At 59.5% G+C, this 13,095-nt stretch carries 14 protein-coding genes and 1 pseudogene; 9 read left to right on the forward strand and 6 right to left on the reverse strand.

The window, feature by feature from the left end:
* Positions 1 to 91: 91 nt before the first annotated feature.
* From eat to ACLH0J_RS05675, 9 genes and pseudogenes are all read left to right on the forward strand, one after another.
* A complete protein-coding gene (eat, locus tag ACLH0J_RS05635; RefSeq protein WP_411391199.1) occupies positions 92 to 1,525 on the forward strand; it encodes an ethanolamine permease in 1,434 nt (477 codons plus the stop codon).
* Between the two features lie 52 nt (positions 1,526 to 1,577).
* A complete protein-coding gene (locus ACLH0J_RS05640; RefSeq protein WP_411391200.1) occupies positions 1,578 to 2,972 on the forward strand; it encodes an ethanolamine ammonia-lyase subunit EutB in 1,395 nt (464 codons plus the stop codon).
* Complete coding sequence (gene eutC / locus ACLH0J_RS05645) at positions 2,969 to 3,802, forward strand: ethanolamine ammonia-lyase subunit EutC (protein WP_411391201.1); 834 nt, start codon at positions 2,969 to 2,971, stop codon at positions 3,800 to 3,802. Before ACLH0J_RS05640 ends, eutC begins: the two co-directional genes overlap by 4 nt.
* A gap of 92 nt (positions 3,803 to 3,894) precedes the next feature.
* The gene (locus ACLH0J_RS05650) at positions 3,895 to 4,353 is read left to right on the forward strand and encodes a GNAT family N-acetyltransferase (RefSeq protein WP_010562436.1); all 459 of its coding nucleotides are present in this window, start codon (positions 3,895 to 3,897) and stop codon (positions 4,351 to 4,353) included.
* Positions 4,354 to 4,649: 296 nt separating this feature from the next.
* Positions 4,650 to 5,306 (forward strand): DedA family protein, encoded by a 657-nt coding sequence (locus tag ACLH0J_RS05655; RefSeq protein WP_247397360.1) that lies wholly within the window; start codon positions 4,650 to 4,652, stop codon positions 5,304 to 5,306.
* A gap of 6 nt (positions 5,307 to 5,312) precedes the next feature.
* Positions 5,313 to 6,128: a zinc-dependent peptidase gene (locus tag ACLH0J_RS05660; protein ID WP_411391202.1), complete on the forward strand. Its 816-nt coding sequence runs from the start codon at positions 5,313 to 5,315 to the stop codon at positions 6,126 to 6,128.
* Between the two features lie 108 nt (positions 6,129 to 6,236).
* A complete protein-coding gene (gene ppa / locus ACLH0J_RS05665) occupies positions 6,237 to 6,764 on the forward strand; it encodes an inorganic diphosphatase (RefSeq protein ID WP_003176323.1) in 528 nt (175 codons plus the stop codon).
* Between the two features lie 213 nt (positions 6,765 to 6,977).
* Entirely contained in the window at positions 6,978 to 7,748 is a 771-nt protein-coding gene (locus ACLH0J_RS05670; protein WP_411391203.1) for a helix-turn-helix transcriptional regulator, read from the forward strand.
* 404 nt (positions 7,749 to 8,152) lie between these two features.
* A pseudogene (locus ACLH0J_RS05675) lies at positions 8,153 to 8,245 on the forward strand (IS1096 element passenger TnpR family protein); the annotation flags it as partial.
* A 140-nt stretch (positions 8,246 to 8,385) separates the two neighbouring features.
* Here ACLH0J_RS05675 and ACLH0J_RS05680 read toward each other — a convergent pair.
* The 6 genes from ACLH0J_RS05680 to ACLH0J_RS05705 form a co-directional block, all read right to left on the reverse strand.
* Positions 8,386 to 9,543, reverse strand: a complete 1,158-nt coding sequence (locus ACLH0J_RS05680; RefSeq protein ID WP_411391204.1) for a glutathionylspermidine synthase family protein — start codon at positions 9,541 to 9,543, stop codon at positions 8,386 to 8,388.
* 12 nt (positions 9,544 to 9,555) lie between these two features.
* Positions 9,556 to 10,266, reverse strand: coding sequence for a DUF1190 domain-containing protein (locus ACLH0J_RS05685; protein ID WP_411391205.1), 711 nt, complete (start codon positions 10,264 to 10,266; stop codon positions 9,556 to 9,558).
* Between the two features lie 18 nt (positions 10,267 to 10,284).
* Positions 10,285 to 10,713 carry a DUF350 domain-containing protein gene (locus ACLH0J_RS05690; RefSeq protein WP_411391206.1) on the reverse strand — a complete coding sequence of 143 codons (429 nt, stop codon included), beginning with the start codon at positions 10,711 to 10,713 and terminating at the stop codon, positions 10,285 to 10,287.
* Between the two features lie 16 nt (positions 10,714 to 10,729).
* Positions 10,730 to 11,404 (reverse strand): DUF2491 family protein, encoded by a 675-nt coding sequence (locus ACLH0J_RS05695; RefSeq protein ID WP_411391207.1) that lies wholly within the window; start codon positions 11,402 to 11,404, stop codon positions 10,730 to 10,732.
* Positions 11,391 to 12,425 (reverse strand): ion channel, encoded by a 1,035-nt coding sequence (locus ACLH0J_RS05700; protein WP_411391208.1) that lies wholly within the window; start codon positions 12,423 to 12,425, stop codon positions 11,391 to 11,393. The genes ACLH0J_RS05695 and ACLH0J_RS05700 overlap by 14 nt, the downstream gene beginning before the upstream one ends.
* 72 nt (positions 12,426 to 12,497) lie before the next feature.
* The gene (locus ACLH0J_RS05705; protein ID WP_411392777.1) at positions 12,498 to 13,058 is read right to left on the reverse strand and encodes a rhomboid family intramembrane serine protease; all 561 of its coding nucleotides are present in this window, start codon (positions 13,056 to 13,058) and stop codon (positions 12,498 to 12,500) included.
* Positions 13,059 to 13,095 lie beyond the last annotated feature (37 nt).

A 13,095-nucleotide genomic window follows, 5' to 3' on the forward strand; every position in this document is an offset into this window, starting at 1 on the left:
CCCACACTTAGAGCTTCACAAGTACTTGCGATGCGCATTCGGCACACAGAGGCCGAGTTAAAAAAACAATAAGAATGAAAGGTACTTTCTCATGCCTAGCGAACCGACTGGATCTTCCGTCGACTTCGAAAAAGTCGACTCCCAATACTTCCAACAACGCGAACTGAAAAAAGGCGCCGCCGGCTGGGTCCTGCTGGTCGGCCTCGGCGTTGCCTACGTGATCTCCGGCGACTACGCCGGCTGGAACTTCGGCCTGGCCCAGGTTGGCTGGGGCGGGATGTTCCTCGCCACCTTGCTGATGGCCACCATGTACCTGTGCATGTGCTTTTCCCTGGCCGAACTGTCTTCCATGATCCCCACCGCCGGCGGCGGCTACGGCTTTGCCCGCAGTGCCTTCGGGCCTTGGGGCGGGTTTCTCACCGGCACCGCCATCCTGATCGAATACGCCATCGCCCCCGCCGCCATCGCGGTGTTTATCGGCGCTTATTGCGAGTCACTGTTCGGCATTGGCGGCTGGGTAATTTACCTGGCGTTCTACATCCTGTTTATCGGCATCCATATCTTCGGTGTCGGTGAAGCCTTGAAGCTGATGTTCGTGATCACCGCCGTCGCCGCGATTGCCCTGGGCGTGTTCCTGGTGGCGATGGTGCCGCACTTCAGCGTCGCCAACCTGTTGGATATTCCGGTGACCGAGGCCAAGGGCGCCAGCACCTTCCTGCCGTTCGGCTACGTCGGCGTGTGGGCCGCGATCCCTTATGCGATCTGGTTTTTCCTCGCGGTCGAAGGCGTGCCCCTGGCCGCCGAAGAAACCAAGAACCCCAAGCGCGACCTGCCTCGCGGCCTGATCGGCGCCATTGTGGTGCTGACCAGTTTTGCCCTGTTGATCCTGGTGATCGCACCGGGCGGCGCGGGCACCTATGCGCTGATCAAGTCGGGCAACCCGTTGGTGGAAGCCCTGGCGCTGTCCTACGGCGGTTCGACCTGGATGGGCAGCTTCGTCAACCTGGTCGGCCTGGCGGGCCTGATCGCGAGCTTTTTCTCGATCATCTACGCCTATTCGCGGCAGATATTTGCCTTGTCCCGCGCCGGCTACCTGCCGCGCAAACTGTCCCAGACCAACAAGAGCAAGGCGCCGGTACTCGCGCTGGTGATCCCCGGCATCATCGGTTTCGGCCTGTCGCTGACCGGCCAGGGCGATTTGCTGATCCTGGTGGCGGTGTTTGGCGCGACCATTTCCTACGTGCTGATGATGGCCGCGCACATCACCTTGCGCATCCGGCGCCCCAAAATGGACCGTCCGTACCGCACACCGGGCGGCATCTTCACCTCCGGCGTGGCCCTGGTATTGGCCTGCGTGGCCGTGGTGGCGGGCTTTCTGGTCGACCCACGGGTGGTGATTGGCGCCGCGATCATCTATGGAGTATTAATTGCTTACTTTGCTTTCTACAGCCGGCATCACTTGGTAGCAGGCACGCCCGAAGAAGAGTTCGCGGCGATCCAGGCCGCAGAAGCCGCCTTGCACTGATAGCCGTAAACCTCGACGCGGGCGCCTGCTCGCGTCGTCAAGGAGACACTGTATGGCAAGCTTTTCCCACGCGGTGGGTGCACAAACCTACCGTTTCGACAGCCTCAAGGACGTGATGGCCAAGGCCAGCCCGGCGCGCTCCGGGGACTTTCTCGCAGGCGTCGCCGCGCAAAACGACGGCGAGCGGGTCGCGGCGCAAATGGCCTTGGCGAATATCCCGCTCAAGCACTTTCTGCAAGAAGCGCTGATCCCCTATGAAAGCGATGAAGTCACGCGACTGATCCTCGACACCCACGATCGACAGGCGTTTGCCCCGGTCAGCCACCTGACCGTCGGCGGCCTGCGCGACTGGCTGCTCAGCGATGCTGCCGACGAACATGCCCTACGCGCCCTGGCGCCCGGACTGACACCGGAAATGGCCGCCGCCGTGTCCAAGATCATGCGCGTGCAGGACCTGGTACTGGTGGCGCAGAAGATCCGCGTGGTCACCCGGTTTCGCGGCACCATGGGCCTGCGCGGGCGCCTGTCGACCCGCCTGCAGCCCAACCACCCCACGGATGAACCGGCAGGCATCGCTGCGAGCATTCTCGACGGCCTGCTCTATGGCAACGGCGACGCCATGATCGGCATCAACCCGGCCACCGACAGCATCGCCTCGATCTGCGCCATGCTGGAAATGCTCGACGCGATCATCCAGCGCTACGAAATCCCGACCCAGGCCTGCGTGCTGACCCACGTCACCACCTCCATCGAAGCCATCAACCGTGGCGTGCCGCTGGACCTGGTGTTTCAGTCGATCGCCGGCACCGAGGCGGCCAACGCCAGCTTCGGCATCAACCTGAACGTGCTGCAGGAAGGTTACGAGGCGGGCTTGAGCCTGAACCGTGGCACCCTGGGCCAGAACCTGATGTATTTCGAAACCGGCCAGGGCAGCGCCCTGTCGGCCAACGCGCATTTTGGCGTCGACCAGCAAACCTGCGAAACCCGCGCCTATGCGGTGGCCCGGCACTTCAAGCCGTTTTTGGTGAACACCGTGGTCGGCTTTATCGGCCCCGAGTACCTGTACAACGGCAAGCAGATCATCCGCGCCGGCCTCGAAGACCACTTCTGCGGCAAGCTGCTGGGCGTGCCAATGGGGTGCGACATCTGCTACACCAACCACGCCGAAGCCGACCAGGACGACATGGACACCCTGCTGACCCTGCTGGGCGTGGCCGGGATCAATTTCATCATGGGCATCCCCGGCTCCGACGACATCATGCTCAACTACCAGACCACCTCGTTCCACGACGCCCTGTACGCCCGGCAAACATTGGGGTTAAAGCCGGCACCGGAGTTTGAACAATGGCTGGCGAAAATGGGCATCTTCACGCAAGCCGATGGCAAGGTGCATTTCGGCAACAGCCTGCCACCGGCGTTTCGCCACGCCTTGGCGCAATTGGGATGAAGGAGCCGACCGTGCAACCAGATCTTCCTGACAACCCGTGGCTGCAACTGCGCCGCCTCACCCCGGCACGCATTGCCCTCGGCCGTACCGGCACGAGCATCCCCACCAGCGCGCAACTGGACTTCCAGTTCGCCCACGCCCAGGCGCGGGACGCGGTGCACTTGCCCTTCGACCACGCCGGCCTCGGCAGCCAACTGGCCGAGCGCGGACGTGACAGCCTGTTGCTGCACAGCGCCGCCACCGACCGGCACAGCTACCTGCAACGCCCGGACCTGGGGCGACGCTTGAGTGATGAATCGGCCCAGCGTCTTCGCGACTACGCCGCGGCCAATCCCGGCGGCGTGGACCTGGCGGTGGTGGTGGCCGATGGCCTGTCGGCGCTGGCAGTGCATAAACACACCTTGCCGTTTCTGACGCGCATGGAGGAACAGACCCACGCCGAAGGGTGGTCCTTGTCGCCGGTGATTCTGGTGGAACAGGGCCGTGTGGCGGTGGCCGATGAAATTGGTCAATTGCTGGGTGCGAAGATGGTGGTGATCCTGATCGGCGAGCGGCCGGGGCTCAGTTCGCCGGACAGCCTGGGGTTGTATTTCACCTATAACCCCAAGGTCGGCCTGACCGATGCTTATCGCAACTGCATTTCCAACGTGCGGCTGGAAGGCTTGAGTTATGGCATGGCGGCCCATCGCCTGCTGTACTTGATGCGAGAGGCGTGTCGCCGGCAGTTGTCGGGGGTCAATCTGAAGGACGAGGCCCAGGTTCAAACGATTGAATCCGACGACCCCGACTTGATGAAAGGTAATTTCCTGCTCAGCTCACCCAAAGACTAATCCCGGCACGATTGCGCTTTTTCGCGTCTTTAGGCAGCATCAAGTCACGGCCGCTCGCGTGGTCATACACCTTCTGGAAGTTGAGGCCTGGCATGCGGATCACTCAAGCGACCCTGGAACACCTGGACCTGTTGACCCCCTTGTTCGTCAAATACCGCGAGTTCTACGGGGCCCTGCCCTTCCCCGACTCATCGCGGGCCTTCCTGGAAAAGCGCCTGCGCCGCAAGGAGTCGGTGATCTACTTGGCCCTGCCCGACGACGACGACAAAAAACTGCTGGGGTTCTGCCAGCTATACCCGAGCTTTTCCTCGCTATCGCTCAAGCGCGTGTGGATTCTCAATGACATCTATGTCGCCGAAGATGCCCGCCGGCAGTTGGTCGCGGATAACTTGATCCGCACGGCGAAGAAAATGGCCAAGGACACCCACGCGGTACGGCTACGGGTGTCGACCAGCAGTAACAACCAAGTCGCACAAAAGACCTACGAGTCGATCGGCTTTCGCGAAGACACCGAGTTCAAAAACTACACCTTGCCGATCAGCGAAGACTGACCCAATACCCCAAGCATCACAAAATCCCTGTGGGAGGGGCTTGCTCCCGATAGCGATGGGCCAGTCAGACTATTTATAACTGACCCGAGGCAAGCCCCTCCCATATTTGGTTCTGTGGTGCTCTGGGAGCCGAGCCCCACGACATTCCCCGCTACAAAACCCACACGCTTTTCACTTCCCGATCCGTATAATGCCGACCTTTCACGGCTGTAAGACGCGCGACAAATACTTGTAGCCTTATTACCCGAGCTTCCGCACAGGCCTGCCGAGCCGGGCCATTCACACAGGTGCCATCCATGGATTTCAACCCGCTTGACCTTATCCTGCATCTCGACGTCTACCTCGACCTGCTGGTAACCAATTATGGTCCGTGGATTTACGCCATTCTGTTTCTGGTGATCTTTTGCGAAACCGGCCTGGTGGTCATGCCGTTCCTGCCCGGTGATTCGTTGCTGTTCATCGCCGGCGCGGTGGCCGCAGGCGGCGGCATGGACCCGGTATTGCTCGCGGGCTTGTTGATGTTGGCGGCGATCCTCGGCGACAGCACCAACTATGTGATCGGACGAACAGCCGGGGAACGCTTGTTCAGCAACCCGAACTCGAAAATCTTCCGCCGCGACTATCTGCAAAAAACCCACGATTTCTATGACAAGCACGGCGGCAAAACCGTAACCCTGGCGCGCTTCCTGCCGATCCTGCGCACCTTTGCACCGTTCGTTGCAGGTATCGCGAAAATGCCGTACCCACGGTTTTTCGGCTTCAGCGTGCTGGGTACCGTCTTCTGGGTGGGCGGCCTGGTGACCTTGGGCTACTTCTTCGGCAACGTACCGTTCATCAAGAAAAACCTGTCGCTGCTGGTGGTGTTCATCATCCTGCTGTCGCTGGTGCCGATGATCATCAGTGTGTTCCGCAGCCGTTTTGGCCGCGCGTCCTCCGAAGCCAAGCCGCAGTAACCCGCGGTGTGGTCCCTCAGCGCCTGGCGTCGCCGGCGCCTGCTGGCCAAGCACCCGATTGCCGACGACACCTGGCAGCGGGTGCGCCACCACCTGACCTTTCTCGACGGCATCAGCGCCGAGCAGGACCAGTGGCTGCGCGAAGCCTGCGTGATCTTCCTCGCCGAAAAACACCTCACCGCCCTGCCCGGCGTAGAGCTGCACCAGGAACAACGCCTGCTGCTGGCCGCCCAGGCGCAACTGCCGCTGATGAACCTCGGCGACCTCGACTGGTACCAGGGTTTCCACGAAATCGTGCTGTACCCCGACGACTTCCTGAGCCCCCAGCGCCATCGCGATGCCAGCGGCGTCGAGCATGAGTGGGATGGCGAACACAGCGGTGAAGCCTGGCAACAAGGGCCGATCATCCTCGCCTGGCCAGGCGTACTGGCCAGCGGCCACTGGGAAGGCTACAACCTGGTGATCCACGAGCTGGCCCACAAACTCGACATGCTCAACGGCGACGCCAACGGCCTGCCGCCGCTGCACCACGACATGCGCGTGCAGGAATGGGCCAGCGTGATGCAAGGCGCGTTTGACGACCTCAATCGCCAGCTCGACGCCAACCCCGATGCCGAGACCGCCATCGACCCCTACGCCGCCGAAAACCCGGCCGAATTCTTTGCCGTCACCAGCGAATATTTTTTCAGCGCCCCGGATTTATTGATGGAAAGTTATCCACAGGTGTACGCCCAACTCAGCCGTTTTTACCGCCAGGACCCTCTGGCCCGCCTCATCCAGCTACAAGCGCACGACCCGCGTTATCAGCCGCAAGGCGAATGACCGTACGACGTCTGACGCATGGCATCGGCGTCAGAATATGCCTATAATCGCCGCCACTTTTAGGCCAATCCGGCCATGTCATATGGCCAACTACGGGGGCACCGCCCAATGAGCTACAGCAAGATTCCGGCTGGCAAAGACCTGCCGAACGACATCTACGTCGCCATCGAGATTCCGGCCAACCACGCGCCGATCAAATACGAAATCGACAAAGACAGCGACTGCCTGTTCGTTGACCGGTTCATGGCCACCCCGATGTTCTACCCGGCCAACTACGGTTTCATCCCCAACACCCTGGCCGACGACGGTGACCCCCTCGACGTACTGGTCGTGACCCCTTACCCAGTGACGCCTGGCTCGGTAATCCGCGCCCGTCCAGTCGGCATCCTGAACATGACCGACGACGGCGGCGGCGATGCCAAGGTTATCGCGGTCCCCCACGACAAGCTGTCCCAGCTGTACGTGGACGTGAAGGAATACACCGACCTGCCGCCACTGCTGCTGGAACAGATCAAACACTTCTTCGAGAACTACAAAGACCTCGAAAAAGGCAAATGGGTAAAGATCGACGGTTGGGGCAACGCAGACGCCGCCCGCGCCGAGATCATGAAGTCGGTCGCTGCCTACAAAGGCTGATACCCGCTCCTCATTGCCTCGGCAACTAAAAAGCCCCGATTAATCGGGGCTTTTTTTGTGGGAAAAATTAAACACCAAGTTCAATATTTTATAAACGTCGTTTAATTTAATTGCAAATTCGAAGTGCCACGCTACAACTAAGCAAAAACCTACAGGCACAACTCAACGCATGGTTTATTTGATCTGTTTTACCGGCCAGTAAACTCTGCGTTTATGAATACATCAGGTGATCGCTTAAAAGCGCTATTACGGGAAGTTCATCTTTCCGCCTCCGACTTCGCCAAGAACCGCGGTGTCACGCCTCAACACGTGAACAACTGGTTCAAGCGCGGTGTGCCCATGGGCCGACTCAACGAGATCGCAGAACTGCTGTGCGTCTCAAGCCGTTGGCTGCGCACCGGCGAAGGCCCCAAACACCCACCGGCCAACTTCCTGCTGGAAGGCCCGGACATCAGGAAAGGACTCCCTGCCCGCGAAGACACTGGCAAATACCTCACAGGCCCCGCCTGCCGCCCGGAAAAAATCGACGTGGAGATTCCTCTCCACCCCACCTTCACCTCCATCGAATGCATCCGCATCTCCCTGAACACCCTCGAAACCCTCAACGTCGACCCCGACCGCGCGGTAGGCGCCTACATGGTCGACAACAGCATGATCGACATCATCCAACAAGGCGCCACCCTCGCCATCGACCGAGGCCGCACCCAAATCGTCGACGGCGAAATCTACGCCGTCGAACACGACGGCATGCTGCGCATCAAATACCTCTACAACCGGCCAGGTGGCGGCTTGCGCATGCGCAGCCACAATGCCGGCGAACACCCGGACGAATACCTGACCTATGAGCAACGGTTCGAACAGAACTTCCTGATCGTGGGGTGGGTATTCTGGTGGTCCACACTGAACAACCGCCGACCGGTACCGCTGGATGAACATCTATTGGGCTGGGAAGGCTCTAAATCCGATCCCGAGGTGGGCATTTGAAGTGAATGTGGGTATCATCCGCCGCACATTTGGCAAGGGGGTAGCTTTGCGCTATCCACCCTGTCCGGCGATGCGGAATAACGCCCGCAGATGCCCCTACTATTCAGCCTGACGCAATGTGGGCTGAGCGATTTGAAGGCTGGTGAGGTTTGTCAAAAACAAGCTGAGGCAGTCCCCGAGAAGCCGGCCACAAGCCGGCTTTTTAATGTCTAAAAGCCTTGATTTACGGAACTCTTACGATTCCGGTAAATCTTCTCTGCCAACTCAATGAATGCTTGAGCTGCAGCAGTAGTCTCGCTGCGGTCCAGCACCGCGATTCCGACTTAGCGCCTGTCCCAGCTCCGAACAACTGGACGCGATGATCGATCCGCTCCAGTTGAGCCTTGAAGAGCTGCAAGTCAGCCAAACTACCCGCTATTGCCTGTCCTCAAGTGCCGTACTGCATCGAGGGCGCCAATGCTTGCCCACCGGAAGACGTGGGTGGCGGACCTGGCTGGCTACTACCCGCTAGAGCAGATCCCTTTTTTGCGTAGACGGTACCTACAGAAAGGGCCCAGTACTGCCGGCCCTTGAATATCACGCATGAGTCTACCCCTGCGCTCCCCTGCTACTGACCCACAATCCTGCGCAGACTTCCTCAATCCAAAATCAAATGCGGCAAAAACCGGCTCGAATCCTTGGTAATCAAACTATTATCCTCCCGCACGCCAATCCCCGCCGCCTGATCCCCAATCACCCAGGACCCAATCAACGTATAGCTGTCCCCAAACCGCGGCAGCGGTGCGAATTCCTGAAGGATAAATGGCGCATCCGTGTAGGGGCCGTCTTCTTTTACGATCAACCCATCAGCCGTTTGCAGCTCGATGTTGGCGCCTTCCCGTGAGAAGAACGGTTTGCGCACCCAGCCCTTTGGCACGGCTTTGCCGGGGTCGGTGTCCAGGTGGGCCGCGAGCAGGTTGGGGTGGCCTTTGTTGAATTCCCACAGCAGCGGCAGGATGCCTTTGTTGGAGAGGATGGATTTCCAGGCAGGCTCGAAAAACTGTGTGTCGCTCTGGGCGATCGCGGCACCGAAGGGTTCGTGGAAGATGAACTCCCAGGCGTGCAGCTTGAACAGGTGCGCAATCCAGCGGTCCTGGAGGTCGACGAATCGGCCTTCGCTGGTCAGGCCGATGTCTTCGATATCGATGTGGCGTGACTCGATACCGACTTTTTCGGCAACCAGGCGCAGGTAGTCCGTGGTGCCTTTGTCTTCGATCGAGTCTCTCATCGAGGCGAAGTAGAAAGGCTGGTTGACCTGCAGTTGAGCGAAAGCCTGGTGGAGTTTGGTGTCGATGCTATTGAACTGGTCGGCATGCTTGGGCAGCAGACCGCGTTCGATACATTGCTCGAGCCAGCCCCACTGGAACGCCGCGGCCTCGTAGAGACTGGTCGGTGTGTCGTAGTTGAGTTCCAGCAGTTTAGCGGGGCCGGTGCCGTTGTAGGAGAAATCCATGCGCCCGTACAGGTGCGGGTGGCCTTCGAGCCATGAGGTTCTGATCATGTCGAAGAAGGGCGCGGGAATGCTCAGCCGCTCCAGCAACTCTTCGCTCTGGACCACGCGGGCGACGAGGTCCATGCACAGGTCATGGATCTCGGTGGTCGGGTCTTCGAGGTCGTGCTCGATTTGCTTGAGCGTGAACTGGTAATACGCGCTCTCGTCCCAGTAAGGTTCGTTGTCGATGGTATGGAACAGAAAGCCAAGACTGTCGGCAGTCTGTTTCCAGTCATCACGCTCTGCGCAATGGATCTTCTTCATGGCCCGGTTTCCTTAACTGCTCGACCCGCCGCCCCAGCCGCTGCGTGCGCTGGCCTTGCTGCCGAAGCCGCCACGGGAGGTGGACGATGCAACAGACACCGGTTTGCTGGAAGAGCGCAGTGTATTCGAGTAATTGCTGCTGCCGTACCTGGCCTGGTTCGAGCGGCCAAACGTCGCGCCATTGGAGACGCGCTGGTTGAGCGTCGAGGAACCGTAGTCGCCGCGATCATCGCGATAGCGATACACCGGTTCGGAGCGATAGCTGTTGCGGTTGTTGCTAAGCATGTTGCCGATCAGCAGCCCGGTCAGCAGGCTGCTGGTGGAGAAGCCTGAGCCACCGCTGTTCGCCTGGGAGCCGCCCGCTTGAGCATTGGCAGCGTCGACCTGGGATTGTGTCACCTGGCCTTCGGCGGTCAGTTCGAAACCGCCCAGCTTGGGAATGAACTGGCCATTGGAGTCCAGTTGGCACCAGCCGGCGACAAAGTCGGCATCGCAATCGGCCTGGCTGGCGTATACCGGGGCGATGCGCCGATGCTCGGCCATGGCCGTCATGTAGGCGTCCGAGCAGACGTCCACCGGCAGCTTTTCATCGGCACACTGCTGAACAGACTGGAAGTTGTACTTCTTCTGCAAATCGTAGGTTTTTTCCGTCGGGCCGCAGCCGGATATCGCCATGGCGACCGACGCTGCCAGCGAAAGCTGGACGTACTTGCTTCGTTTCATCGGGAGCTCCGTGCGCAATCAGTTCTGGGTAGGCGTCATGCACGCGGCATTCAACATGCCGACGCTGATGGCCACCGCGGCCACGTAGATGCCTGCCGCGAGCTCGCCTTTCTTGATGCGCTCGGAAGCGCCTTTGAGCACCAGGCTGGTCAGCACAAACGCCAACAATTGCACCACGGCGGCAATCACGGCCCAGACGACGAAGTCGAGGATGCTGACCGAGTAGGCAATCACGTTGCTGGCCGGAATGGCGAAACCGACGATGGCGCCGCCCAGAGCGACTGCCGCAGAAACGTTGCCAGCCCGGATCAGCTCGAACTCTTTGTGCGGGGTGATGCGGGTGTAGATGAACTGGAACAGCGCAAACAGCAACGCGGCCCCCAGAATGTAGGTGACAAACCCGAACACGGCGGCTTTGTTCAGTGAGATGGAAAGAGCTTCTAGCATGGATTGCTTCCTTTTTTTAGAGCGCGTTCAAATCGGTTGTGTACAGCGAAATCCCCAGCGACGTGCTCAAGCTGACGCTGCCTTCAGCGTCTTCCTCAACGGAAAACAGCAGAAATTCCCGTCGATCGGTCAGACCTGTGTCACGGGCATATAGCATCGAACGATGCTCGACGCTGTAGGAGTCCTCGGGGTTTATCACGTGCTCGCTCATCGCCACCAACTCTGTCTGGCCCTCCTCGCTTCCCCACACGCGCGTGAATTCGACGCCGTTGTAGGTGTAAGTCGGCAACCCGATCAGACTCTGTGGACCCGCCAGGCGACGTAGTTCCGCCTCGCTGCTGATGGTGACGTAACTCAGGTAGTTGAACAGGATCACTGACTCGACCTGCCCGGCGACGTCGCCCGTGGTGTGCACCTGCAGCCAGTAGTCTTCATCGTTCATGTAATAGCGCGACAGCCAGGTCGATTGCCCGAGGTCAACGGTGCCGTTACTCCAGATTTCCTGGGTGCCGGGGATCACCACCGTGGTTTTCCCGTCGAGCAACAACCTCAGGCTCGTGTCGAATATCACGCCTTTGCCCGGTGCCAGGCCCAGCGGCCCCGTGCTCGGCAAGGGTTCGCCGGCGCTCGATTTCAATTGTGTATTCGCTTTCGGGGCCTCAAGCCCCATCAACTGTTTAAGCCATCCCATTGAAGGTTTCCTTGAGGCGCGCAGAGGCGATGTAGAAGAGTTCGCCGCCCTCAACGCGCGTGGCGCTGGGTGGGTTGATCGACGGTTGCGAGGCACCTTTGGCGCGATAGCCGATGAGGGTGGCGTTGTGGTGCTCTTTCATTTGGGTGTACAGATCGCCAAATGAGGCTTCAAAGGCCTCGGGCAATCTCATCAGGTATTGGGTGGCACCTTGCCCCACGCACAGCAGTTCATTAATGACCACCGACGAGCCCGGATCCTGAGAAGCACGCACCAACATCTCGATGGCCATGCTTGAGGTGCATTCCAGGCTGGGCGCATAGGAGCTGGCCAGTGCGGCGATTTCGCTTTCATTGAAGTGGGCAACTACATGCCCCACTGGATTCAACTGATTTACCGCCAGCACGGTGGCCAGCGTCAGATCGTCAGACGGGGTTCGCACCAACACACGCTCAGCACCGGGAACACCCGCACGCAGCAATAACGCTGTGGAGGACAAGCTTTCACCTCGGATGAACGCCGCCTTGCCGGGCATCGGGTTTTCTTCGAGGGTGCAATCGCAAATAACGATCAGGTTGCCGCTTGAGGTTTCGTCTTGAACCAACAACTCAATGACCCGTTCACTCGGCGCGCCCTCCCAGCCAATGAGCACGGTATGGCCGACCTTGCCGGTGAAATCGCCTTTGCCCTTCATGCCTTTTCTCCATGCATCGATAACACTGCTGGTGGTTTTGCCGATGGCTGCCGTCAACAGCGCAATGCCCCCGAGCATGACCCATGTCGCCACGAACACGCGCCCCGCCGAGCTCTGCGGCGTAAGATCGCCATAGCCGACGGTCAGCGTAGTGGTGAGATAGAAGTAAACAAACGTAGCGGGAGCGGTGAGATGTTGTTCGCCCAGATACACCAGGCCCAGATAAGACGCGCTCAGGTGTACGCCCAATGCAATGACCAGGCCTGCCCAACCGAAGCGGTGAAAGAGAGAGGAGGCGTACATGCGCAACAAAAGAAAAATCGACATTTCGTCCCTGATTCCTTGGGTACTTGATTCCTGATGACGCCATCGCCTCGATGTCTGGATGCTCAAGTGCGTTCAGCCGGCATTTAACCTGCTACGCGACCTCGAGAAAAGTACCTTGGCCGCAATAAATCCGGCGAACGCACCAAACAGGTGCCCCTCGAAAGAAACCCCCTGACGAGGAAGGAAGCCAAGGATCAGGCCGCCATAAAGTACCGCCACGACACTGGCTGTTATCAGGTTGCCCCAGCTCCTGTGGAACCAGGCACGAGCCAAAAGGTAGGCCCATAACCCGAATACCCAACCGCTGGCCCCCACATGTATACCCGCAAAACCGAACAACCAGACCAGCGAGCCGCCCAGCAGAATGATGATCGCGCTGACGGTAACGAACCGATTGACCCCTTCGATAATCACCAGGGTGCCCAGTATCAAAAAGGCAATCAGGTTGGCGCCCAGATGAGCAAAAGAGCCGTGTAAAAACGCTGAAGTGAGGATGCCGGGCAGCCCCTGCACCGTTCTCGGAATCAGGCCGAATGCCATGAGGCTGTAACCGGTCGCCACATTGAGCAGTTGCAGCGCCCCCATGAAGAGGGCCAAGCCTGCGATTGTCTTGAAACCCTTCAGGGCATCCATCCTGACCTCGACGTAAAAAAGAAGGGCCGACACTGCC

Origin of the sequence: Pseudomonas sp. MPB23 (assembly GCF_046605395.1) — a bacterium.
In the GTDB taxonomy this organism is placed as follows: Bacteria; Pseudomonadota; Gammaproteobacteria; order Pseudomonadales; family Pseudomonadaceae; genus Aquipseudomonas.